We start from the raw sequence: 23,098 nt of genomic DNA on the forward strand, positions 1-23,098 counted from the left end.
GCCGGGTCGCCGCGGGCCGGGCGGTCCGGGGCGCGGGCGCCGGGCCGTTCGTCGACCAGCGGTTCTCGGCCATCGGGGGCTCCCCGCGTCCCGGTCGGGTCCGACCGCTTCCGGCCGATTGGTAACCTCTGTGAGTTGATCTTGGTGGGCGGTCCCGGTGTTCCGACTCGCCCACCCCGCACGGGCGTTCGTGAACGCCCTCCCCGACCAGAATGCGAAAAGAATTGGCTCACCGTCAGCTTCGCCGCCGCACCCGCCTCGCCGGTCATCTGGTGGCCTGCTCCACCGTGCTCGCGGTCCTGCCCGCCGCCCCGGCGCTCGCGGACTCCGGCGACACCCCGCCCGGCCCGGGCGCGACCGCGCACCTCGACGCGGTCGAACAGGCCCTGCGTCAGGTCTCGCCGGGCCTGGAGGGCACCGTCTGGGAGCGCACCGCGGGCAACCGGCTCGACGCCTCGGGCGCCGACCCCTCGGACTGGCTGCTCCAGACCCCCGGCTGCTGGGGCGACGACAAGTGCGCCGAGCGGCCCGGGACGAAGCGGCTGCTCGCCAAGATGACCGAGAACATCTCCAAGGCCAAGAGCACGGTGGACATATCCACGCTCGCGCCGTTCCCCAACGGGGCGTTCGAGGACGCGATCGTCGACGGCCTCAAGGCCTCGGCCGCCGCCGGGAACAAGCTCAAGGTCCGTGTCCTCGTCGGCGCCGCGCCGATCTACCACCTCAACGTGCTCCCCTCGAAGTACCGCGACGAACTGGTCGGCAGGCTGGGCGAGGCGGCGAAGAACGTCACGCTCAACGTGGCGTCGATGACCACCTCGAAGACCGCGTTCTCGTGGAACCACTCCAAGCTGCTGGTCGTCGACAACCGGTCGGCCGTCACCGGCGGCATCAACGGCTGGAAGGACGACTACCTCGACACCGCCCACCCGGTGTCGGACGTCGACCTCGCGCTGACGGGACCGGCCGCCGGCTCCGCGGGCAAGTACCTCGACACACTGTGGGCCTGGACCTGCCAGAACAAGTCCAACATCGCCAGCGTCTGGTTCGCCTCCTCCAACGGCGCCGGCTGTATGCCGTCGCTCACGCGGGACGCCCCCGGCCCGGCCCCCGCCGACGGCAACGTCCCCGTGATCGCCGTGGGCGGTCTCGGCGTCGGCATCAAGAACAACGACCCGGCCTCGGCGTTCCGCCCGACGCTGCCCACCGCCGCCGACACCAAGTGCGTCGTCGGGCTGCACGACAACACCAACGCCGACCGCGACTACGACACGGTCAACCCGGAGGAGAGTGCCCTGCGCGCGCTCGTCTCCAGCGCGCGCGACCACATCGAGATCTCCCAGCAGGACCTCAACGCCACCTGCCCGCCGCTGCCGCGCTACGACATCCGGCTCTACGACGCGCTCGCCGCGAAGATGGCCGCCGGGGTCAAGGTGCGGATCGTCGTCAGCGACCCCGCCAACCGCGGCGCGGTCGGCAGCGGCGGCTACTCGCAGATCAAGTCGCTCTCCGAGGTCAGCGACACCCTGCGCGACCGCCTCGCCCTGCTGACCGGCGACAAGGGCGCCGCCCGCGCCAAGATGTGCTCCAGCCTCCAGCTGGCCACCTTCCGCAGCTCGGACAGCCCGAAGTGGGCCGACGGCCACCCGTACGCCCAGCACCACAAGCTGGTCTCCGTCGACGACTCGGCCTTCTACATCGGCTCCAAGAACCTGTACCCCTCGTGGCTCCAGGACTTCGGATACGTGGTGGAGAGCCCCGAAGCCGCCGCCCAGCTGAAGGCGAAGCTGCTCGCCCCGCAGTGGAAGTACTCGCAGGCGACCGCCACGTTCGACTACGAGCGCGGTATCTGCCAGGCCTGATCCAGCGCCTCGCTCCCCTCGCCCGGCAGCCCGTTCCCGCCCGCCGTCGCTATCCGGTGCGGTCGGTCGCCCCAAGCCGTGTGGGCGGCAGGAAGTCGCGTACGTACGTCCGCTTCCAGCACGCGCCCGTCGCCCGCAGCTCGCGCCACGTCGTGTACTGGTAGCGGAACAGCCGGGCGCGGATGTAGTGCGGCGGGCTGTCGGGCGGGAACGGGGAGCGCCTGAGCAGGCGCAGCGTGTCGGGGTCGTTGTCCAGGAGGCGCTCCACCAGGGGCCCGAACCACGGCCGCGCGTAGCCCGGGGAGAGACCGGCGAACCACATCAGCCAGTCGAGCCGCAGATGGTACGGCGCGAACTGGCGCGGCCAGTGCCGCAGATCCCCGGGCTTGCCCTTGAACTCGTACTCCCGCCAGTCGGAGTCGGCGAGCGGGAGCGGGTCCGCCGTGCCCTCGATGACGACTTCGAGCCGCAGCCGGCTGACGCTGCCGAACGCGCCGTACGTGTTGACCAGGTGCAGCGGGTCGAAGGAGTAGTTCATGATCTGGCGGCGCGAGAGCAGGTTGCGCGCCGGGCGGTAGCTCAGGGCGAGCAGGAACGCGGCGACGGCGAGGACCACGACCTCGTACCAGAGCGGGGTGGCCGCGAAGTGCCGGGTGCCGGCGGCCGGGGAGAAGTCGACGGCGGTGACGGCGAGGGCGACCGTCGTCCAGTTCAGCCAGGAGAAGTTGCCCGACAGGATCAGCCACAGCTGGGTGAGGATCATCAGCGAGGCGGCCGCCGTGGCGACGGGCTGCGGGGTGAACAGCAGGACCGGGACGGCCAGTTGCGTGACGTGGTTGGCGGCGACCTCCACGCGGTGGAAGGGCCGGGGCAGATGGTGGAAGAACCAGCTCAGCGGGCCCGGCATGGGCTGTGTCTCATGGTGGTAGTCGAGGCAGGTCAGCTTGCGCCAGCACTCGTCGCCGCGCATCTTGATGAGCCCCGCACCGAACTCGACGCGGAACAGCACCCAGCGCATCAGGAACAGCACGACGATGGGCGGCGCCACCTCGTCGTTGCCCAGGAACACCGCGAGGAACCCGACCTCCAGGAGCAGTGACTCCCAGCCGAAGGACCACCAGGTCTGGCCCACGTTCACGATCGACAGGTACAGCGCCCAGGGCAGCAGCCACAGCAGCATCGCGCCCCACAGCGGCACCCTGGCGTCGACCCCGGCCAGCAGTCCCGCCGAGACCAGGACCCCTGCCCAGGCCCAGCCGGCGAAGAACCGGTCCGAGTAGCGGAAGTGGAAGACGCTCGGCGCCCGGCGGAACGGCACCCGCTCGACGTACCACGGGACCGGGAGCATGCCGCGCTCGCCGATCAGCGCCCGGAACTGCACAGCCGCGCCCAGGAACGCGACGAGGTAGACCGCGGCGAGCGCCCGCTGGAAGACCAGCCGGCTCAGCCAGTAGTCGGGTGCGACGAACCACTCCACGGTTTCATTGTGAAGCTGAGTGACGCGGGTGGCCTGCGGGGCGGGGCGGGCCCGGCTGTACGGGACCTCACGGGCGGGGATTCAGCGGCGGGTCCTCGTCATCGGGACGTCGCCAGCGCCTCCACGACGAGCTTCGCCACGAGGGCGGGCTCCTCGTTCGGAGTGAAGAAGCTCGGTCCGGGAATGGTGACCACGCTGACCCGCGGGCACGCCTCCAGCGTGCGCCGCTCGGCGTCGGTCGCCCCGCCGTCCCCGCTCTCGCCGTGGACCACCCAGGCGGGCACCCCGGCCTGGCACAGACGTGGTGCCACCGTGCCGTGGCGGTCCAGGTACCGGAGGTAGTCGTGGACCGTGCGGCGCACGGCGCTCGGGTCGTTCCGGCGCAGGTCCGCGAGGAGCGAGGCGACGCGGTCCGGGGGCAGCGGGCTCTGCCCGGCCATGCCGCCGACCAGTTTCAGCATCGCGCTGTACGGCAGGTGCCCGAGCACGCGCGCGAGCCGGTCGAGCGCCCGCAGGAACACCGCCTCGTCCTGGCGCGAGAAACTGGGCGCGAGCAGGATCACCGGTCCCGGGAACACACCAGATCCCGCCATCTCCAGCGCGACGTTGGCGCCCATGCTGTGCCCCACCACCACATCGCACCCGAGTTCGGCGGCGCACTCGCCCGCGAGCCGGGCGTAGTTCTCGACGCTGGTGTCGCGGGGCGCGGGCGTACCGCCGTGCCCCGGCAGCGTCACCGCCACCAGCCGCACCCCGGCCAGCGCGGGCTCGGCCATCAGTTCGTCGTACTGCCCCGCCCGGCACATCCCGCCGGGCAGCAGCAGCGCACTCCCAAGGGCCCCCGCCGTCCCGCTCTCGCGACGCTCCCAGCTCGCCCACGCACCACTCATGTGCACCTGCCCACGGCGTGACGGCCCGATCTTGATTCCACGGTACGCCGGTCCCGCGCCCCGCACGCCCGACCGGGCTCCCGTACGTTTCCGCGGATCAATTCCCCGTCACCCGCGATGAGTTGATTTCACGCTTCGCCCCACACCGCCGTCCCCGGGTCGGGCACAGTCGGTACATGAGCGGTTACGAGGACAAGGTGCCGGCCTTTCTGACGTTCCGTGTGACGCCGCAGGAAGGCCCGGTCGCCGCGTTCGCCGAGCAGGAGGCGTGGCAGGCACGGAAGCGGTACCCGGAGATCCTGGGGGTGGGGATTCCGGAGTTCTTCCACGCCAGAGAGTGCGAGACGGGCGGCTGGGAGTTGCCCGAGTGCAGCAGCGACACGCCGCAGGGCGCCCGGGACGCGCTGGGCTCGCGCTTCCGCGGGCGGGCGCGGGAAGCCTCGGGCGCCGGCCAGGACAAGGCCGGGCGCAAGTGGCTGGCGGCGGCCGCGCGCATGGACCGGGAGGTCGTCGACGACGTGTGCGTCCTGGGGGAGCGGTTCCGGATCGTCCGGGCCTCGCGCTTCATCCGGATGGGGGCCGGCGGGCCGGAGCCGCCGCGCCCGTCCGACCCGGACCCGGGCGAGGTGGGCGAGTCGCACCGGGTGCCCTCGCGCACCAAGGGCTTCGTGATCGACCCGTACACCGGAACCGGCCTGGCCGACGGCATCCTCAAGCTGGACCTGGTCCGCTTCGTCGGCTCCGCCCCCGGCGCGCCCCGCGAGGTCACGGACGACGCGCGGCGGGCCGTCGAGCGGTACCCCGGCGGGGTGCTGCTGCCCGCCGTCTTCATGGTCTCCGAGCGGGAGGGCGGGAAGTGGCGGGCCCACGACCCCGGGGCGGCGTACACGACGCCCCAGGGCGCCAGGGACTCCCTGGCGGGCTGGCTGCGGGTGATGGCGCCGTTCACGCTCCAGCTGGACGAGGCCACCCGCGCGGTGTACGCGGAGGCGGCCGACCGGCTCGACGACAAGCGCCGCAACGCGCTGAGCGTCGCCGAGCGGCGCTTCCGGGTGACCCGCGTCGAACGGCTCGTCCGGATCGGCCCCGACGGGCCCGAGGGCCCGCGCCCCTGCGACTACGACCCGGAGCCGCCCGTCGACATCCAGGTGCGCCGGCTCAAGGAACAGGGGCTCTGGAAGGAGGAGGACGAGCCGATCGAGCTGAACGAACAGGCCCAGGAGCTCTCCCGCCTGTGGGAGCAGGAAACGGCGCGCGCCGCAGCGGCGAAAGAACGCAGACGCCGTCCCGAGGGCGGCTGAAGGCGGCGGCCTCGCGCCGCCAGGCCGCGTCCGGGATCGTGAAGACATGGACACGGCAGGCGGGCAGGCCGAGCGCATCGCGCGGGACGGGCGCTTCGACGTCTGGGCGGCCGGGACCGCCTACGAGCGGTACATGGGCCGCTGGAGCCGCACGGTCGCCGAGCGGTTCGTGACATGGCTGGGCTGCGCGGACGGGCTGCGGTGGCTGGACGTGGGCTGCGGCACCGGCGCCCTGACCACGACCGTGGCGGCTCGGTGCGGACCGGCCGCGCTGCTCGGCGTGGACCGGTCCGCCGGGTTCGCGGCCTCGGCACGGGCGGCCGCCACCGAGGCACACGAGCGGTCCGCCGCAGCCCGGGCACCCAAGGCCGCCGACCGGGCATGGTTCGCCGTGGCGGACGCCCGTGCGCTGCCGGTGCCGGACGCCTCCTGCGATGTCGTCGTCAGCGGGCTCGTGCTCAACTTCCTGCCCGCACCCGACGCCGCGCTCACCGAGGCGGTACGGGTCGTACGGCCCGGCGCGACGGTGGCGGCGTACGTATGGGACTACGCGGAGGGGATGCACCTCCTGCGCCACTTCTGGGACGCCGCCGTCGCCCTGGACCCGGCGGCCGCCGCGCTGCACGAGGGCCGCCGGTTCCCGCAGTGCCGCCCGGATCCGCTGAGAAGCCTGTGGACCGGCGCGGGCCTTGTCGACGCGGCTGTCGCCGAGATCGAGGTGGACACCGTCTTCACCGGCTTCGCGGATCTGTGGGAGCCCTTCCTCAGCGGGCAGGGCCCGGCACCCGGCTACGTGGCAGCACTCGCCCCACCCGCCCGTGACCGGCTCCGTACCGCGCTGCGCCAGGCCGTACCGACACGGCCGGACGGCTCGATCGCCCTCACCGCCCGCGCCTGGGCCGTACGGGGCCGAAAGCCCGGCGGGGCGGCGGCCGTTCAGCCGTAACCCGTGCTCAGGCTCCGTGCGCGCCCCGCGCGCACGGCCTTCGGCAAACGTAGTTCGCGACCGCATCCCGCGTGCCACCCTGGACGACGTCACCGTTTCGTCACCCGGAGTCACGACGCAGCGGAGCGAGCATGGACGTGACCGCCCTCACCACCCTGGTGGCCGTGCCCTCCGCACTGCTGGGACCGGCGACCGCGTACTACCAGTTCCGGCGTGCGAGGAGCGAGACCCGGCGGACCCCGGCGCAGCCGCGCCGGCGCGGCGCCATCTCCGGAGTCACCGTCGACACGGCGACCGCGGCCCGGACCGGCGCGATCTTCGGCCGGGAGGACGAGATGGCCCGGCTCAGGGCGTGGACCGGAGGGGCGGACCGCTGCGTCAGTACGTTCCACGCCCCGCGCGTGTACGAGCGGCTCGATCTGCGCGGGGTGCGGGGGCTGAGCGCCCGGCAGTTGGAGGCGCTGTCCGCACTCGGCGCGATGGTCGGCTGACGCGGGCCCGAACGGTCGAGTGCCTGAGTGCCGGAGTGCTCGACGTGCCCGCGTCTCGGCGTCGGCCCTGTCCGCCGTCCGCCGTCCGCGCACTCCAGTGGCGCTCGACTCCCGTCGCATCCGGACCGGGTAGGTTGCGGCCGGGTCGCGCGTGTCGACGAGGGGCCCGCTGCCCGGCTGCGAGGATGCCGGGGACCAGCCGGTGCGGACGGAACGACTAAGCGAGGGCAGCATGTTCAGTGGCGCGCACGCCATCTTCTACAGCACGGACGCCGAGGCCGACCGGGCCTTCATCCGGGACGTGCTGGGCTTCCCGGGGGTGGACGCGGGCCAGGGCTGGCTCATCTTCCGGCTCCCGCCGACAGAACTGGCCGTCCACCCCACCACGAGGGAGCCCAAGCACGAGCTGTATCTGATGTGCGACGACATCACCGCCCAGGTGGAGGAGTTCGCGGCCAAGGGGGTCGAGTTGACGCGGCCGGTCACCGACCAGCCCTGGGGCCGCATCGCGGCGGTCCGCCTGCCCAGCGGGGCCGAGCTCGCCTTCTACCAACCCCTTCACCCGGTCGCCCACAGCCTCTGAGGGCGCGACCGCCGGACCTGCCAGTCGCCATCCCTCGGCTCGTACCAATCGGAGCCGGCGCCCGTCGGCAGGGCCTCGGCCTCCACGGCCGCGCCCGCCAGGACGTCGGGGCCGACGGGCGGTCAGGCGCGCCGGATCACGATGTCGCCGAGGCCGGTCCGCGCGCGCACCTCGACCGTGAGGTCCTCCGAGCCGGGGCCGTCGGCCGTGCCGAGGGAGTTGCGAACGATTCCCATCCGGGTGTTCACGTCGAGCCACGCGGCCGTGGACTCCCGGATGCCGACCTCCAGGTCTCCTATGGCCGACATGAGCACGATCTGGCCGCGCCTGACGTCGGCGACCCGGATGCCGCCGTTCACGGACTTGGCGTCGACTCCGGCGTGGGCGACGCCGAGCGAGATGCGGCCGTTGGACGCGTTCGCCCGTACGTCGCCGGTGACTTCGCCGATCGTGGTCTCGCCGTTGACGTTCTTCACCGTGGCGGTGCCCGCGACCTCGCCGATCTCCACCCGGCCCGAACCGGCGACCTCGACGTCCCCGCTCGCGCTGCCCAGCCGGATGTCGCCGTGGGCGGTCTTCAGCTGGACGGCCGCCGCGTGCTCGACCTGGATGTCACCGGCCGAGGTCTTGAGGGTGCAGTCCCCGAGCAGCCCCTCGGTGACGAAGTCTCCCAGTGGCGCGGTCCCTTGGAGCCGGGAACCGGCGGGGAGCTCGATGCTGATGTCGAGCGATCCGCTGCGGCTGAACAGGGAGCGCTTCTTGGGTCCCTTGACCACCAGCTTGCCGCCCGAATAGGTCACCTGTGTCTGCTGCGCGGTCCGTACGTCGGCCTCGGCGGCACCGTCGCGGGGGAGCACCTCCACGACCGTGTCCGTGCGCTTGCCCGCGGTGATCAGGGCCGAGCCGATGTCGAATTCGAGGATGACGGAGATCGGTTGGGGTGTGTCGAAGTGCGGCATGGCTGTCCCGTCTTCTTGGCTCTGGTGTGTGGTCCCGCCGGTCGGACGGGTGAAGGGTGAAGTGGTTCCGGCCTGCTCGCACCGAAAGGCGTCCAGTGCCGAAGCCGACCGGATCTCCGGGCGGGCCCTAGCGCACCCAGCCGGTGAAGCCCTGGCCGCCCCGGTGGCGGCTGCGAGTGGGGGCGGGGCCGCCGTCGCCGGGCTCCAGGGCGGTGGCCACGGCCCGGACCAGCCAGGCGTTGACCGAGAGGCTCTCCTGGCCGGCGGCGTCCTCGACGCGTGTCTTGAGGTGGGCGGGCAGACGGAAGTTGATCCGAGCCGTACCGCCGTCGTCGCCGCCGGCCGGGGCCGCCACGGGCACCCGCCCCCCGCTCGGCGCGCTTTCCCGCTGCCCGACCTCCTCGTACGCCTCCAGGACCGGTGGCGCGGTGACCACGAACTCGGGGTCGAGCCCGCGCAGCCGCACGTCGACCGAGCCCGGCGCCAGATCCCGGGTGATCTCGTCCGTGGCCGCGGACAGCGCGTTGAGCAGCGTGAGCCTGACGGCCGACTCCAGCGGGGTGGTCAGCCGCTCCGCCAGCGCGCGGGCTTCGTCCCCACCGGCATCCGCGGCGACCGCGAGCTCGTGGCGGAGGTTGTCGACGTAGGGCGTAAGGTCCATGACGCCAGAGTGGCACCATCTTGGCGCTATATCAAGTACCCGAAGTGATGAATGGCGCCAGAAGTGGCGTCAATGCTGGCGTCACGAGCGGGGCGGAGTGGCGCCATTCCCGTCCGGGAGCCCGTCGCCGCAGGTCGCCGCCGGTCGGACCGGGGCCGACCGCATGTGCGGACCGGGCAGTCCGCCCGGTTCGACGGATCGGCGGCGAGCAGCGATGGCGCCCAGGTGCCGCCGCACGCCCCGGGCGCCTCCTCCGGCGCACAATTCCCGGTCGGCTGAGGGGTCCCCGATTCATACGATGCCCTTACCCTTGGGCGGGTAGCCTCGGTAAAGAGAAGCCAAAGAGGTGCGTGAGGCCACTGTCGTCCTCACGCACCACAGCGAAAGGCACGGCTTATGGCCCTCACTTTTGCGCACAGGGTCAGCGCTCGGCGTGCGTCCCTGCAGGATGTGAACGCGATAGTGCGCCTGCTCTCCGGCGACCACGGGCTGCCGCCCGAGACCGCCGCTCTCGTCTCGGCCTCACAGGCCCAACTCCGGCTCATCCTCGCGCATTTCGGTCTGGAGACCGGCAAGGTGTGGGTGGCCGAGTCGGGCTCCGGAGCGCCCGAGGCGGCTGCGGTGTGGATCCCGCCGGGTGTCTCCATCGACGAGGAGGAGCACAGAGCCCTGCTGCGACTGCACGGGCTGCGGCCGACCCTGATGCCCGCGCGCGACCACGACGGACGGATACCGGGCGAGGAGGACCACTGGCTGCTCGCGGCCGTCGGCATCGCCCCGACCGCCCACCCGGCGGCCCTCGAAGTCGTCCTGGACCCGGTCCTGCGCATCGTGGACGAGGCGTCCCTGCCGGCCTACGCCACGGCTCCCGCGTCCTTCCAGGCCGAGTTGCTGGCGCCCTTCGGGTTCGAGCCGTGCGCCTCTGGCGCGGCGCGCCCGGAGCCCCGGCTGCGCCGCCCGCCCAAGGCCGCGTACGGCGGCTGACCGCCCCGGAGGCCCGTAGAACGGACCCGAAGACCTCTGCCCGGCCCGCGTCATGCGGGCCGGGCAGAGGTCTTTACGGTCGGGCGGTGCGGCTGCGCCCGTTACTGCAGTCCGGCGGACTTGCAGGCGGCCTTGTACTTGGCCGTGCAGATCTCGTCGATGGTGTAGAGGCCGTCGCTGACGACGGTGGAGCGGATGTTCTCCTTGATCACGGCGACGACCGGGACGAGCGCGGTGGGGATGTCGCTCTTGGTCGGGCTGTTGGTCTTGGAGTTGGCGATGGAGATGAGGCTCTGCCCCTTGGCCAGCGCGACCGCCATCTGCGCGGCGATCGGGCTCTCCTCCGCGTACGACTTGTAGACGCTCATGTACTGCTCGCCCGCCACGATGCGCTGGACCCCGGCGAGTTCGGTGTCCTGGCCGGTGATCGGCGGCAGCTTGGAGACACCCGCGGCCTTGAGGGCGCTGATGATGCCGCCGGCCATGCCGTCGTTGGCGGAGTAGACACCGATGATCTTGTCCTTGCCCAGGGCCGAGATCGCGCTGCGCATGTTGGCGGCGGCGTTCTCCGGCTTCCACTCCTTGGTGTCGTACTCCTTCCCGATGTTCACCTTGCCGTCCAGCTCGCTGTGCGCGCCCTTCTTGAACTGGGCGGCGTTCGGGTCGGTGCGGGCACCGTTCATCATCACGATCTGGCCGTCCTTGGCCTTCTCGCCCAGGTTGTCCAGCAGGGCCCTGGCCTGCACATGACCGACGTCCTCGTTGTCGAACGAGACGTACGCGTCGACAGGGCCCTCGGCGAGCCGGTCGAAGGCGACGACGGGGATGCCCGCGTCCTTGGCCCGCTGCACCGCGCCACCGATGGCCTTGGAGTCCACCGCGTCGATGATGAGCGCGTCGACCTTCTTGGCGATCATGGCGTCGACCTGCTGGTTCTGGCGCGCCGCGTCCTGCTCCGCGTTCGCGTAGACGACCTGGCCCTTGCCGCTGGTCAGCTCGCCGACCATCTTCTCGATCAGCGGTTTGTCCGACTTCTCGTAGCGAGCAGCCTGCTTCTCCGGCAGCAGCAGACCTATCTTGAGGTCCCTCTTCTTGGCGGCTCCGTTGGACCCGTCGCCGGACTTGCTCCCGCCGCCGCATGCGGCGAGGGTGACGGCCATCGCGACGACACCCACGGTCATCGCTCCACGGCCGGTACGCGTGCTCACTTAAAAACAACCTCCCTGACATGGCCGCATAAATTTCGGCCGAGGTGGCTGGAAGCCAACCCTGCCCTTGCGGAGACGTCAAGAAGTTAGCCCTTAACGAGATGACAACGGAATTTTCGGATACGGGCGGGACGGGCCTAATCTGCCCGGCAATACGGGGTGAAACGGGCTAACGGCTGCTTTTTGCTTTGCTGGGCGATTGCTGATGGTTCGTCAATTTGACGAGGAGGGGAATTGTAGTCTCGCAGCTCAGGTGGGCAGTGCCCGTCGGGAGGCGTCCATGTGGTCTGCCCGTCGGTCAGTGCATTCAAGGAACGCGACGTGGTGATGGAAAAGGTGGAATGTTCGTTCACGTATTGAACGCAAGCGCGCCAAAGTCGGGCTGAATTGGTCTACACCTTAGCGGAACCCTCTTATTTCACTACGTGACTTGAGTGGCGAGCCAACAATCTGTCAAGCCCCTGTTCGGATCAGATGTTCGAGGTCTGAACCATTGACGTGTCCATGGTGGAGCCCTAACTTCACGCCTTGAAGAATGGGTGAGGCCATGGCCATTCCCGCAACCCCCACTCCACACGACCGTCGGAGCGCGCGTGGCGGAGCCGCATCGCTGGTGGCCGTCGGCGCGCTCGCCGCCGCCTTGACCACTGGTGCCGTTGCCGCCCCAGGGCAGAAGCCGCGCCGCTGCCGACGGGGTGGGTCACCGTGTCCGCCCAGCACAGCGGCGAGTGCGTGGGCGCGACGTCGGCCGGTACCGCCGACGGCGCCGCCGTCCAGCAGTACGGCTGCAACGCGACCACCGCCCAGCAGTTGCGGTTCCAGGACGCGGGCGACGGCCATGTACGGGTCGACAGCCGCAAAACCGGCCCCGGGCGGCCTGCTGTTGCCGGCCGTCTCCGTCCGGTACGGGACGACAACCCGGGAGCGGACCGTCATGCAGGAAGTGCTCCACGGCCTGCCCACCAAGCGCATCGCCCGCCGGCTCGACCGCCGCCGCGCACGTCAACGACCACCTCGGGAGGATCCACCGCAAGACGGGTGTCAACAGCCGCGAGGAGCTGCTCACCGGGCTTGCCTGACCGATGGTCAGGTGCGGCCTCAGCCGGTCGCGTCCCCGCGGCGCTCGACGTGGAACCCGAAGGGCACGGTCCCGGGGTCGAGCGCCGTCACCCCGCCGTCGACGGTGAGCGTCGCGCCGTTGACGAACGACGCCGCGGGGGAGAGCAGCCACGCGATGGCCTCGGCGACTTCACGCGGCTCACCAGGGCGCTGGGCGGGCAGCAGCCGGGTGGCCGTCTCGTACGCCGCGTCGACGTCCGCGAGGCCCTCCTCCTCGGCGAAGCGCGCCATGCGCCGGTCGGCCATCTCCGTACGCACCCAGCTCGGGCACACGGTGTTGGCGCGCAGCCCCTTCGGCCCGTAGTCGACCGCGAGGGAGCTGCACAGCTGGAGCAGCGCGGCCTTCGACGTGGCGTACGCGGCGTTGCCCACCCCGTTGCGCAGCGCGGACACCGAGGCGACCGCGACCACGGACCCGCGGGCCTCGACCAGATGCGGCAGCGCGCTGCGCAGCAGCAGGAACGGGCCGGTGAGATTGGTGCGCATCACCAGGTCCCAGTCCTCCACCGAGGTGTCACCGACGGCCCCGCTGCGCCCGGTCCCGGCGTTGAGCACCACGCCGTCCAGCCGGCCGTACGCCGCGACCGCCGCGTCCACCAGGCCCCGCACGGCGTCCGGGTCGCCGATGTCGCAGGGGTGGGCCAGCGCGCCGGTCTCCTCGGCGATCTCGCGCAGGGGCTCGGGGCGGCGCCCGGACACGACCACCCGGTGTCCGGCGTCGGCGAGCAGCCGGGCGGTGGCGGCGCCGATCCCGGTCCCGCCTCCGGTGACGATGACAACCTGTCGCTCAGCCATGCCCGTTCAGCCTCCGTGGTCGCGTGCGGTGCGGTTCGACCAGCACCTCGATCGAACCCTCGAACGATCATAGGCAGACGCCATCGGCGCGCAGCCGCGGGGAATCCGTACCGCCGCGCCCCCGCCGGCCGCGAGCAACCGGTGCACGTCATGTGTCACACAAGATGCTGGAAAGCCCCACAAGAGGAAGCGCGCTGTCGCCCGTCGGCGCGATTCTCGCCGAACTCGACGGCGAGCGCACGCCGTACACCGTGGTGGAGCTCGGCGGGTCCGGCCGTCCCGTCATCGACGCCGCCTTCCTGGCGGACACGGCCGACGGCGCCCCGCGCGCCGGGTACCAGGCGGTCGCCCTGCCCAACGACGCGCCCTTCCCGGTCGGTTCGCCGGAGATGGCCGCGCACGTCGCGTACGAGCAGACGTATGCGATCCCACAGGTCGACGCCTATGTGTACGCGCGTCCCGAGGTCGGCCTCCAGGTGCCGGGCAGCCCCGGGTGCGGCGGCTCGCTGGACGGGCTGCCCGCCCGAGTGTCAGCGGCGGGGCTCGACGGCCCCTTCGGCTGTCTCCGCGGGAGCGTGCCGTTCGAGAACAACGACCCTGCGGTGAACGAGAGTTACCGCTTCGGTGCGGGTTCTCGAAGATCTTCGCGGGATACGGCGGCTGGCCGGGGGCGGCCGCTCAGACGCGGAACTCCGGTGGGAAGCCGGTCCAGCGGAGTTCCGCGGGCAGATGCCCCATGTCGTTGAAGAAGACGACGGAGGCCGGGCGGTCGGGCGCGTACCGGATCACGGTCAGTGCCGCGTTGGCGTGGTTGAGGCCCTGCCAGCGCCACTTCGGACCGTCGAGCGCGGCCCGGACGAGCCAGCCGATGAGGAAGTTGTGGGTGACGACCAGCTCGTGGCGGGGCTCGTCGCCCTCCACGGGCCGGGCGAACCGGGCGAGGGCGGCGGGCGCCCGCTCGCGCCCGAGCTCGCTCATCTCGGCCGGGAACTGGGCGAGCCGTTCGAGCAGCGAGTCGGCGTAATCGGGCGGCAGCTCCTCCCTGCGGGGCACGTACGGGATGTAGTCCCCGGCCAGGTCCGACGGTTCCATGGGGACGCCGTCGAGTTCACCGTGGATCAGGCGCGCGGTCTCCGCCGCGCGCGCGAGCGGACTGTGCAGCACCGAGGAGAGCGGACTGTCCCGGAGCCGTCGGCCGAGCAGGACGGCCTGGCGCCGCCCGTTCTCCGTCAGCCCGCTCTCGTCCGGCAGGGCCTCGCCGTGGCGCGCGAGGTAGAGGTAGCGGGCAGCCGTTCCGGCCATGGGTGGAGGTCCTCCGGGGCAGATCGTGATCACACGGATGCCCGAAGGGACGCCGGGCCCCGCCGTGCGGTTCCGCTTCCCGTGTCCCGGTCCGCTTTCCTGTTGTCACCCGCCACCCCCGTGGGCGGGTGACAACAGGGAAACGGACCGACCTGAGCCGGCCCCCCTCGGGCCTGTCGTACCGCCGCTCGACTGGCCGTAGATCAGAGGCATATGCCCCCGGCATCCTGGCGATGGCCGATATTCGGCCAGGGGTTCGGCTGTTCCTGGCCTTCACCGCCTCTGCCATCACAGACTGCTGCCGAGGCCGACCGCTGGTCTTGTAAGAAGGCGCACTGCCTTGCCGGATTCCGGTCGGCGGAACACGCGCATGGTGAGGAGAGGGTTGCAGGTGGAGGCCAAAGCATCCTTGATTACCGAAGACCGAGGGGAGGAAGACCGAGGGGAGAGTGTGGAACGGGCGGCACCCGACTGGCTGCGGGGCCAGGTGGTCAAGTACCGGGGCCGGCGCACACCGGGAGGGATGCCCGCCAGGCTGACCCTCCCCGGCGCCACGGTGACCATGATCGTCGGCTGGGGCGACCCGCTGCACCTGTTCGGCGCCGGTGAGAGCGAATCGGCGGGCGGGGCGTGGTACTCGCTGGTCGGAGGTCTGCGGACGTCACCCGTCCTCGGCGGCTACCGGGGATCCGGACAAGCCGTCGAAGTGGATTTCACCCCGCTCGGCGCCTATATGTGCCTGGGCGTATCCATGCACCATCTGGCGAACGAGACCGTGCACCCGGACGAGTTGCTGGGCAAGAGATGGACGGAGAGGCTGACCGAACGGCTCGCCGCGGCACCCGACTGGGAGGCGCGCTGGGCGCTCCTCGACGACGCCCTGGCGAGCCTGCTGGCCGACGGTCCCGTGCCGTCCCCCGTGGTCGCCGAGGCCTGGAGCAGGCTGAGCGCACGCCACGGCGGGATGACGCTGGGCGAACTGGCCGGGGCCACCGGCCGCGGTGGCCGGCGCCTGCAGGTGCTCTTCCGGGAGCAGATCGGTCTGCCGTTGCAGTCCGTCGCCCGGATCCTGCGGTTCCAGCGTGCGCTGACGCTGCCGTACGGCTCGCACGGGTCGCTCGCCGAACTCGCGGCGGCGTGCGGCTACTACGACCAGGCGCATCTGAACCGCGACTTCAAGGCGCTGGCGGGCCTGACACCCGCGCAGCTGTGCGGACTCGCGAACCACACCCCACTGGACGGCACGGCGGCCGTCGAAGGGAGCCGCACCAGCGTCTTCAACCGCTGACCACATCCCGACGCGGCAACTGAGGAGGGGTGCCGCCGGACCGGCCGGGCCCGGCAGCACCCCTCACGCGCTCCCGTACCGCCTACGACCGCTGCGACAGGCCGTCGACGAACTCCTCCCAGCTGGCGACGGTGTCCGCCGCAGGCGGCGTGATCGCCGGGACCGCGCCGAAGTCCGAGTACTCCTCGACGACGAGCCCGGGGCCCTTCGAACCCCGGCCCTCCTCGCGCGACTTGAGGACCAGACCGTCCTTGCCGACCCACAGGTCGATGACGACCGAGCTCATGCCCTGCTGCCGGGTGCTCGCGACATAGCTGTCGCGGACGCCCTTGTCGATGGCGGGCCCGGTGTACGCGGCCAGTTCGTCCACGACCACCGTGCCGCGGTAGTGGTCGGCGGGACGCCCGCCGACCCGCTCCTCGCCAAGGCGCCGGGTGGACGGGGACGCGGCGAGCGCGCCCGCGAACTCGGGGACGTATCCCGCCGCCCGCGATTCGCCCGAGCCCTTGTCGGCGCCCGCGTACGCGGTGTCGTCCATGGTGTACCAGCTCTTGCCGGGCACCTCGTCCGTGTGGACATAGGTCTTCCCGCCGAGCGAGATCACCTGGCTGAAGCCGCTCGGATGGGCCGAGGACGGCTTGCTCCACGACTTGATGACGCTCGCGGACTGCGACTTCTGGAACAGCATCTCGGAGCGGCCGGAGCCCGGCGCCCCCGTCTGGAGCGTCTTGTACGAGGCCTGCTCGCCGGTCTTCCTGGCCGCGGCCGTCAACGCGGCGCGGACCTCCGCTCCTTTGCCGGACCCTTTCGCGGATCCTTTGCCGGAGGCCGCTCCTTCGTCGTCGGCCCGCTCCGGTTCGGGCGCGCCCGTGCCGCCCTTCGCACCGCCGCCGTCCGGACCGTCCTGCTCGGACTCGCCGCTTCCGCACCCCGACAGCATCACCGCGAGCGCCGCCCCCGCGGTCGCCAGCGCGATGCCCCCGCCCCAAACGCGCACAGGTCGCATTCCTTCCCCGTTTGTGAAAAATCCTCGTGATCTTAGCCGTCTGCGCAGGTGGGAGGGGTCGGTGCGGATCCGATGGCTGAGGGACCGATGAGTTCGCGCGCCGCCGCCGGTCTTCCTCACGACTGACCGCTGACGACTTCCGACTGCCGAAGGTGGACCGATGAGCGATCTGCACGACATCCTCAAGAAGCACGTGGGCGGCGACGGCTGTGCGCCCGGAGCCGTGGGCCTGGTGGCCCGGGGTGACCGGGTGGAGATGGAGGCCGTCGGGCACACCGACGTCGAGGGCGGCGCGCCCATGGCCCGGGACTCGATCTTCCGTATCGCGTCGCTGACCAAGCCGATCGTGGCGGCGGCGGTGATGACGCTGGTCGAGGACGGCCGGATCGCGCTGGACTCGCCGGTGGCGGAGTGGCTGCCGGAGCTGGCGGCGCCCAGCGTGGTCCGTACGCCCGAGAGCCCGGTCGACGACATGGTCCCGGCCCTCCGTCCCATCACGGTGGCCGATCTGCTCACCTTCCGCGCCGGATACGGCTTCCCGGCCGACTTCTCGCTCCCGGCGGTCGCGCCGCTCTTCACCGACCTGCTGCAGGGCCCGCCGCAGCCGCAGGCCGTCGCGGCGCCGGACGCGTGGATGGCTGCGCTCGCCCGGATCCCGCTGCTGTACCAGCCCGGCGAGGCCTGGCTGTACAACGCGTGCTCGGACATCCAGGGCGTACTGATCGCCAGGGTCGGCGGGCGTCCGCTGCCCGAGTTCCTGGCCGAGCGGATCTTCGAGCCGCTGGGTATGACCGACACCGGGTTCGCGGTCCCGGCCGCCGACCTCGGCCGCTTCACCGGCTACTACCGGGCCGGGGCCCCGGACTCCGACGGCCTGGAGCTGGTCGACGCGCAGGACGGGCAGTGGAGCACCCCGCCCGCGTTCCCGTCCGGGGCCGGCGGGCTCGTCTCGACCGTCGACGATCTGTACGCCTTCGCCCGGATGCTGCTCGCCGGGGGCACGCTCGACGGCCACCGCGTCCTGTCGCCCGACTCCGTACGGCAGATGACGACCGACCACCTCACCCCGGCCCAGCGCGAGGCGAGCAGGCTGTTCCTGGAGGGGCAGGGCTGGGGCTTCGGCGGAGCGGTCGACGTCGAGGCGGTCGAGCCCTGGAACGTGCCGGGACGGTTCGGCTGGATGGGCGGCACCGGAACGGCGGCGCACATCGTCCCGTCCACCGGCACGGCGGCGATCCTGCTGACGCAGCTGGAGCTGACCGGCCCCACTCCGCCTCCTGTCGCCATGCAGGATTTCTGGCGATATGCGGCGAACTCCTGACGCCTGTACGGGGCTTGACCACTGGGCGCCTCCGCCACCGGCCTTCGACGAGGCGCGTACTACGCCCGCCCGGAGATGCTGCTCGACCCCGGTGCCCGGCAGGCGTGCTCGGCCTGGAGCCTTGTGGACGAGACGGTGTGCGAGCGGTTCGCCCGCGACCTGCGCCGCGACCTGGACAGCGGCGCCTGGGACGCGCGCCTCGGCACGCTGCGCGAGCAGCCCTGCTGCGAGGGCTCGTTGGTGGTGGTCCGCTCGGTGTCCGAGTGACCTGACAGGACGGCCGTGGGGCCCGTTTCGGTGGAAGCGGTCTCGCGCTGTACGGCCTGCTGTACGGTCGAAGCATGTCGAAGTCAGTGACGATCCGGGTCGACGACCAGCTGCACGCGCTGCTGAAGGAGCGCGCGGAGGCCGAGGGGTCGACGGTGACCGCGCTCATCACGCAGGCCGCGTACGAGGCGGTGCGCGATCCACGGCTCGAAGGCGCGGCGGAGGTCTTCCGCTCCTTCATCGCCGAACAGGGCGACGCCTTCGACGCGGCCTTCCCGGACGACGCCCCCGACCAGCGGGACTCCTCGGGGCGGGCCGCCTGACGGTGGAGTTCCACATCGACATCCGATGGCTGCTCGAACGCCAGACGGAAGTGCTGCCCAAGCAGCCCACGGTCCATGACTTCTCCAGCCTGGTGGCCGCCGTCGGCCGCCACCGCGTCAACACCCCCCGGGTCGAGGCGACCGTCGACAACTCCTGGCGGGCGGGCGCCCTGATGCACGCGATCATCCGGCTGCGCCCCCTGCCCGCCCGCAACGCGCTCTTCGGCGCGGCGGTGGTGGTCGCGTACATGAACGCGGCGGGCGAGGGCCTGGACGCCCCGTACGGCGCCCTCATCGACCTCGCCCGCGACATAGACGCGGGCCACACCGACGCCTACGACGCGGCCGACCGGATACGGTCCTGGCGCATCTGACCGCTCGCCTTCACCTGCTCCTCCATCCCAACCCGTCTGGCCTGAATGGCAGGGTTGCCCACGAGATGCGTGGTGCGCCAGCGTGTGGGGGCATGGACCGTGACCCGAGCGGCGTCGCCGCGAGCTCCCTCTCCCGCCGTCAACTGCTCGCCGCCGCCGGTGCGGCCGGGGCCGTCACCGCCGTCGGGACGATGCCGGCGGCGGCCCGGCAGCGCGGTGGGCTCTCGTTGGCGTTCAGTGCGGCCACCAACGGCTCCGCGAGCCTCGCGCCCGCCGGGGACCGGGTGGTCGCCGAGGTCCAGAGCGTGCTGTGGTCACTGCCCCGGCATGGCGGCAGGGCCGTGCCGCTCACCCCGGCGGGGCTGGAACCCGGTCGGCCGGTCCACTCTCCGGACGGGTCGCTCATCGCCTTCTGCGCCTATGAGGGCGGCGGCTACCACGTATGGACCATGCGGCCGGACGGCTCGGACGTGCGGCGGCGAACCGAGGGCCCCTGGGACGACCGGGGGCCGGCCTGGTCGCCCGACGGGACGCGGATCGCGTTCGCGTCCGAGCGCGCGGGCGACCCGGTGGCGGGCAGCTCGTACCGCGTCCATGTACTGGACCTGCGGACGGGGCGGCTCACCCGGCTCACCGGGCTTCCCGGCCAGGACGGGCCGCTCCAGGACGGGGCCTGGGAGGACTTCGACCCCACCTGGTCCCCGGACGGGGCGAGGATCCTGTTCGTCCGCGCGAAGGTCGTCACCACCGCCCTCGGGGTCGGTGTGGAAGCGCGGACCATCGCTGCCGTTCCGGCCGAAGGAAATGGCCCCGTCGGCGTCGTGTACACCGAGAGCGAAGCCGCCCAGGTCATGTGCCCGGTCCTCGCGCCCGACGGCCGTCGGCTCGCCCATCTGCGCACCACCGCCGCGCCGAACGGCTCCTGTGTGCTCGTCGTCGACGGCAAGCCGGTCGCCGTCGCCGGGGACATCGCGCCGGTACCCCCGCGCTGGACGGCGGCCGGCGAGCTGCTGCTGACCGTCGACGGGCGCTTCACGCTGGTACGGCCCGACCGGCCGGGGGAGGCGGAGGCGATCCCGTTCGAGGGCGTGCTGCCCGTGGAGCGGCCGCGCTACCGGGTCAAGGAGTACGACCTCGGCGAGGGGCGCGTGCGGCCGGTCCGGGGCATCCATCTGCCCGCGCTCTCGCCCGACGGGCGGCGCGTCGCGTTCGCCGCCCTCAACACACTGTGGCTGGCGGACACTTCGGGCGCCCGGCCGCCCGAGCGGCTGCGCGAGTCGGCGCCGACGCGCTATCTGCTCGGTCCCGTCTGGAGCCGCGACGGGCGGGCGCTGCTGTATGCCGACGACCGCGACGGGCTGCTCGGTATCCACCGTCGAGATCTGGCCACCGGTGAGGAGAGCGCGCTCGCGACGGGCGGGCGTGTGCACCCGGCGCTCTCGCCGGACGGCAAGCGGCTCGCCTGCCTCGACCTGACCGGCCACCTCCTCGTACGCGACCTGGCGTCCGGCACCGAACGCGCCCTGGCGGCGCCCCTCGGCGGCGGCGGGCTGCCCGGCCGCCCCAGCTGGTCGCCCGACGGCCGCCATCTCGCGCTCTGCGACCGCAACCGCCTCAACGCGCGCTTCAGGGAGGGCTACAACCTCATCCGGGTCGTCGACACGGAGACCGGCACCGCCCGCCTCCACGCGGTGGCGCCGCATGTCTCCGTCTCCGACCGGTACGACTCGGGGCCCGTCTGGTCGCCCGACGGACGCTGGATGGCGGTGATCGTCGAGTCGGCGCTCTGTCTGCTGCCCGTCGGCCCCGACGGAACCCCGCAGGGCCCGCCGCGCACCCTGACCGACGAGCCCGCCGACCACCCGTCCTGGTCGGGCGACTCCAAGACACTGCTGTATCTGTCCGGTTCGCGCCTGCGGCTCATCGGCGTCGACGGCGGGCCCGCGCGCACCGTCCGGGTGCCGCTGGACGCGCACAGGCCGGCGCCCGCCGACACGGTGGTGCACGCCGGGCGGCTGTGGGACGGCACCGGCGAGAAGGTCCGCGACGACGTCGACATCGTCGTACGCGACGGGCGCATCGCGGCCGTCGAGCCGCACCGCGCCCGTGGGGCGCTGCGGCGGATCGACGCCTCGGAGCGTACGGTCGTGCCCGGCCTGTGGGACACCCACACCCACCCCTGGCAGAGCACCTATGGCGGCCGTCAGACCGCGAGCCAGCTCACCTACGGGATCACCACGGCCGTATCCCTCGGCGGATTCGCGTACGAACAGGCCCGCATCCGTGAGGCGGTGGCCGCCGGGCAGCTCGCAGGGCCCCGGCTGCTCACCACGGGGGAGCTGCTGGACGGCTCCCGGGTGGCGTACAGCATGGGGCGCGCCCATCGCACCAGGGAAGGACTGCGGCGGTCGCTTGAGCGGGCTGCCGCGCTCGACTGGGACTTCGTCAAGACCTATGTGCGGGCGCCGGGCTGGGTGATGGAGGAGGCGGCCCGGTTCGCGCACGAACGCCTCGGGGTGCGCGCCGGAAGCCATCTGCTCTCGCCCGGTGTACAGCTGGAACAGGACCTGACGACCCATCTGCAGGCCACCCAGCGCGCCGAGTCCGGGCACGCCACCACCGCGTCGGGGCGCGCGTACGAGGACGTGGTGGAGGTCTACTCCGCGCGCGGCGTCAACTTCGCGCTCATCGCCACGCCGTTCACCTCGGCGCCGCTGATCGGGGCCGATCCCGGGCTCGCGGCGGACCCCCGGGTCACCGTGGTGATGCCGCCGTGGGACTCCGCGCTGGTGCGGCAGTCGGCGGGCGTGCCGCCGACGGCGGCCCAACTGGCCACGCTGCGCACGGAGACCGACGTCTACCGCCGGGTGCTCGCGGCGGGCGGCCTGGTCGCTCTCGGGACGGACGCGCCGATCGTGCCCGTCGGCCTCTCCCTGCACCTGGGCCTGCGCGCGCTGCACCGGGGTGGTCTCTCCCCGGCGGCGGCCCTGCGCACAGCGACCGTGCTCCCGGCCCGCCTCTTCGGGGTCGAGCGGCACCTCGGCACCGTGGAGGAGGGGAAGATCGCCGACCTGACCGTGGTGGACGGCGACCCGTTCGAGGACTTCGGCACGATGGTACGGACGGTCTCGGTGCTGCGGGGCGGAGTGCCGTACGGGACCGAGGAGTTGGTGGCCGCGTTCGAGCAGCCGCCGCGGCACGCGGGCGCCGACAGCGAGTGGCTCTCGGTGGGGCGGCTGATGCGGCGCGGCGGGTGCTGCGACGCCGAGGCCGAGCAGCTGCCCGGGTGAGCGGTCGCGGGGCGGTCAGCGGCTCGCGGCGACCGCCGCGACGATGGCGTGGGTCAGCCGCCTGAGATAGGCGTCGTCCGTCGGGCCGCCCGCCGCCAGCATGCGGAAGTACAGCGGCGCGCCGAACAGGTCGGTGGCCAGGCCCGTGTCGATGTCGGGCGGCAGCTCGCCCCGTACCGTCGCGCGGTCCAGGAGGGTCGCGACCGCCGCGCGGCGCGGGGCGAGGACGGCGTGGTGGAGCGCGTCGTGGAGTGAGGCGCTGCGCGCCGACTCGGCAAGCAGGTCGGGGATGATCCGGCCCACCAGGGGGTGCCGCAGCGCGCGCAGGGTCTCCCGGACGAACCGCTCGACGTCGCCGTGCAGCGACCCCGAGTCCGTCGTCGTGGGGATGTGCGCGGCTGCCGCCTCGGAGACCAGCTCGACGACCATGGCCTCCTTCGACGGCCAGCGGCGGTAGAGCGCCGCCTTGCCGACGCCCGCGCGGCGGGTCACGGCCTCCATCGACATCCGTGCGTACCCGCACTCCGCCAGCTCTTCGAACATCGCCCGGCGGATCGTCGCGGTCACGGACTCGCGCAGGACGCCCGCGCCGGCGGGCGGGCGCCGCAGTTCGCTGTCACGGAGGCTGGCCATGATCGGAGATTAACACGG

General features: G+C 72.3%; 21 protein-coding genes and 2 pseudogenes. 14 read left to right on the forward strand and 9 right to left on the reverse strand.

Going from position 1 to position 23,098, the window contains the following annotated elements:
* The first annotated feature begins 224 nt into the window (after nucleotides 1-224).
* A complete protein-coding gene (locus ACFWA7_RS26940) occupies nucleotides 225-1,862 on the forward strand; it encodes a phospholipase D-like domain-containing protein (RefSeq protein WP_385825586.1) in 1,638 nt (545 codons plus the stop codon).
* Nucleotides 1,863-1,911: 49 nt separating this feature from the next.
* On the opposite strand, the gene ACFWA7_RS26945 is transcribed toward ACFWA7_RS26940, so the two are convergent.
* Together ACFWA7_RS26945 and ACFWA7_RS26950 are read right to left on the reverse strand one after the other, a co-directional pair.
* Nucleotides 1,912-3,339 carry a lipase maturation factor family protein gene (locus tag ACFWA7_RS26945; RefSeq protein ID WP_385542247.1) on the reverse strand — a complete coding sequence of 476 codons (1,428 nt, stop codon included), beginning with the start codon at nucleotides 3,337-3,339 and terminating at the stop codon, nucleotides 1,912-1,914.
* Nucleotides 3,340-3,437: 98 nt separating this feature from the next.
* Nucleotides 3,438-4,229, reverse strand: a complete 792-nt coding sequence (locus ACFWA7_RS26950) for an alpha/beta fold hydrolase (RefSeq protein WP_385542249.1) — start codon at nucleotides 4,227-4,229, stop codon at nucleotides 3,438-3,440.
* Between the two features lie 176 nt (nucleotides 4,230-4,405).
* On the opposite strand from ACFWA7_RS26950, the gene ACFWA7_RS26955 reads away from it, so the two are divergent.
* The 4 genes from ACFWA7_RS26955 to ACFWA7_RS26970 all read left to right on the forward strand — a co-directional run bounded on the left by ACFWA7_RS26955 (nucleotide 4,406) and on the right by ACFWA7_RS26970 (nucleotide 7,550).
* Nucleotides 4,406-5,530: a DUF5954 family protein gene (locus ACFWA7_RS26955; protein WP_385825588.1), complete on the forward strand. Its 1,125-nt coding sequence runs from the start codon at nucleotides 4,406-4,408 to the stop codon at nucleotides 5,528-5,530.
* A gap of 46 nt (nucleotides 5,531-5,576) precedes the next feature.
* Nucleotides 5,577-6,476 (forward strand): class I SAM-dependent methyltransferase, encoded by a 900-nt coding sequence (locus ACFWA7_RS26960; RefSeq protein ID WP_385825590.1) that lies wholly within the window; start codon nucleotides 5,577-5,579, stop codon nucleotides 6,474-6,476.
* Nucleotides 6,477-6,607: 131 nt separating this feature from the next.
* Entirely contained in the window at nucleotides 6,608-6,967 is a 360-nt protein-coding gene (locus tag ACFWA7_RS26965) for a hypothetical protein (RefSeq protein WP_385825592.1), read from the forward strand.
* Between the two features lie 232 nt (nucleotides 6,968-7,199).
* The gene (locus ACFWA7_RS26970; RefSeq protein ID WP_385825594.1) at nucleotides 7,200-7,550 is read left to right on the forward strand and encodes a VOC family protein; all 351 of its coding nucleotides are present in this window, start codon (nucleotides 7,200-7,202) and stop codon (nucleotides 7,548-7,550) included.
* A gap of 122 nt (nucleotides 7,551-7,672) precedes the next feature.
* Here ACFWA7_RS26970 and ACFWA7_RS26975 read toward each other — a convergent pair whose 3' ends face one another.
* Complete coding sequence (locus tag ACFWA7_RS26975) at nucleotides 7,673-8,509, reverse strand: DUF4097 domain-containing protein (RefSeq protein ID WP_385542259.1); 837 nt, start codon at nucleotides 8,507-8,509, stop codon at nucleotides 7,673-7,675.
* A gap of 127 nt (nucleotides 8,510-8,636) precedes the next feature.
* Nucleotides 8,637-9,170, reverse strand: a complete 534-nt coding sequence (locus ACFWA7_RS26980; protein ID WP_385825596.1) for a hypothetical protein — start codon at nucleotides 9,168-9,170, stop codon at nucleotides 8,637-8,639.
* 450 nt (nucleotides 9,171-9,620) lie between these two features.
* On the opposite strand from ACFWA7_RS26980, the gene ACFWA7_RS26985 reads away from it, so the two are divergent.
* The gene (locus ACFWA7_RS26985; RefSeq protein ID WP_385542262.1) at nucleotides 9,621-10,154 is read left to right on the forward strand and encodes a hypothetical protein; all 534 of its coding nucleotides are present in this window, start codon (nucleotides 9,621-9,623) and stop codon (nucleotides 10,152-10,154) included.
* Between the two features lie 101 nt (nucleotides 10,155-10,255).
* Here ACFWA7_RS26985 and ACFWA7_RS26990 read toward each other — a convergent pair whose 3' ends face one another.
* Complete coding sequence (locus tag ACFWA7_RS26990) at nucleotides 10,256-11,362, reverse strand: sugar ABC transporter substrate-binding protein (protein WP_385538971.1); 1,107 nt, start codon at nucleotides 11,360-11,362, stop codon at nucleotides 10,256-10,258.
* A gap of 732 nt (nucleotides 11,363-12,094) precedes the next feature.
* Between ACFWA7_RS26990 and ACFWA7_RS26995 the strand changes: the two are divergent.
* Nucleotides 12,095-12,169 (forward strand): annotated as a pseudogene (locus tag ACFWA7_RS26995) (hypothetical protein); the annotation flags it as partial.
* A gap of 291 nt (nucleotides 12,170-12,460) precedes the next feature.
* Here the strand turns inward: ACFWA7_RS26995 and ACFWA7_RS27000 are convergent.
* On the reverse strand, nucleotides 12,461-13,276 hold the full coding sequence (locus tag ACFWA7_RS27000; RefSeq protein ID WP_385825598.1) for an SDR family NAD(P)-dependent oxidoreductase: 816 nt from the start codon (nucleotides 13,274-13,276) through the stop codon (nucleotides 12,461-12,463).
* A 209-nt stretch (nucleotides 13,277-13,485) separates the two neighbouring features.
* Here ACFWA7_RS27000 and ACFWA7_RS27005 point away from each other — a divergent pair.
* Nucleotides 13,486-13,899, forward strand: a pseudogene (locus ACFWA7_RS27005) (hypothetical protein); the annotation flags it as partial.
* A 55-nt stretch (nucleotides 13,900-13,954) separates the two neighbouring features.
* Here ACFWA7_RS27005 and ACFWA7_RS27010 read toward each other — a convergent pair.
* Nucleotides 13,955-14,578 (reverse strand): histidine phosphatase family protein, encoded by a 624-nt coding sequence (locus tag ACFWA7_RS27010; protein ID WP_385825600.1) that lies wholly within the window; start codon nucleotides 14,576-14,578, stop codon nucleotides 13,955-13,957.
* A 451-nt stretch (nucleotides 14,579-15,029) separates the two neighbouring features.
* On the opposite strand from ACFWA7_RS27010, the gene ACFWA7_RS27015 reads away from it, so the two are divergent.
* Nucleotides 15,030-15,866: a helix-turn-helix domain-containing protein gene (locus ACFWA7_RS27015; RefSeq protein WP_385538976.1), complete on the forward strand. Its 837-nt coding sequence runs from the start codon at nucleotides 15,030-15,032 to the stop codon at nucleotides 15,864-15,866.
* A gap of 82 nt (nucleotides 15,867-15,948) precedes the next feature.
* Here the strand turns inward: ACFWA7_RS27015 and ACFWA7_RS27020 are convergent, their stop codons facing one another.
* The gene (locus ACFWA7_RS27020; protein ID WP_385825602.1) at nucleotides 15,949-16,863 is read right to left on the reverse strand and encodes a hypothetical protein; all 915 of its coding nucleotides are present in this window, start codon (nucleotides 16,861-16,863) and stop codon (nucleotides 15,949-15,951) included.
* A gap of 169 nt (nucleotides 16,864-17,032) precedes the next feature.
* Between ACFWA7_RS27020 and ACFWA7_RS27025 the strand changes: the two genes are divergently transcribed.
* From ACFWA7_RS27025 to ACFWA7_RS27045, 5 genes are all read left to right on the forward strand, one after another.
* The gene (locus ACFWA7_RS27025; protein WP_385538980.1) at nucleotides 17,033-18,193 is read left to right on the forward strand and encodes a serine hydrolase domain-containing protein; all 1,161 of its coding nucleotides are present in this window, start codon (nucleotides 17,033-17,035) and stop codon (nucleotides 18,191-18,193) included.
* A gap of 75 nt (nucleotides 18,194-18,268) precedes the next feature.
* On the forward strand, nucleotides 18,269-18,460 hold the full coding sequence (locus ACFWA7_RS27030) for a hypothetical protein (RefSeq protein ID WP_385538982.1): 192 nt from the start codon (nucleotides 18,269-18,271) through the stop codon (nucleotides 18,458-18,460).
* A gap of 74 nt (nucleotides 18,461-18,534) precedes the next feature.
* Nucleotides 18,535-18,783 carry a ribbon-helix-helix protein, CopG family gene (locus ACFWA7_RS27035; RefSeq protein WP_101386713.1) on the forward strand — a complete coding sequence of 83 codons (249 nt, stop codon included), beginning with the start codon at nucleotides 18,535-18,537 and terminating at the stop codon, nucleotides 18,781-18,783.
* Nucleotides 18,784-18,785: 2 nt separating this feature from the next.
* Nucleotides 18,786-19,157: a toxin Doc gene (locus ACFWA7_RS27040; RefSeq protein WP_079126386.1), complete on the forward strand. Its 372-nt coding sequence runs from the start codon at nucleotides 18,786-18,788 to the stop codon at nucleotides 19,155-19,157.
* Between the two features lie 92 nt (nucleotides 19,158-19,249).
* Nucleotides 19,250-22,447 (forward strand): amidohydrolase family protein, encoded by a 3,198-nt coding sequence (locus tag ACFWA7_RS27045; protein ID WP_385825604.1) that lies wholly within the window; start codon nucleotides 19,250-19,252, stop codon nucleotides 22,445-22,447.
* Nucleotides 22,448-22,462: 15 nt separating this feature from the next.
* Here ACFWA7_RS27045 and ACFWA7_RS27050 read toward each other — a convergent pair whose 3' ends face one another.
* Nucleotides 22,463-23,080, reverse strand: a complete 618-nt coding sequence (locus ACFWA7_RS27050) for a TetR/AcrR family transcriptional regulator (protein ID WP_385538986.1) — start codon at nucleotides 23,078-23,080, stop codon at nucleotides 22,463-22,465.
* Nucleotides 23,081-23,098 lie beyond the last annotated feature (18 nt).

The organism is Streptomyces sp. NPDC059994, from assembly GCF_042737755.1.
GTDB lineage: Bacteria > Actinomycetota > Actinomycetes > Streptomycetales > Streptomycetaceae > Streptomyces.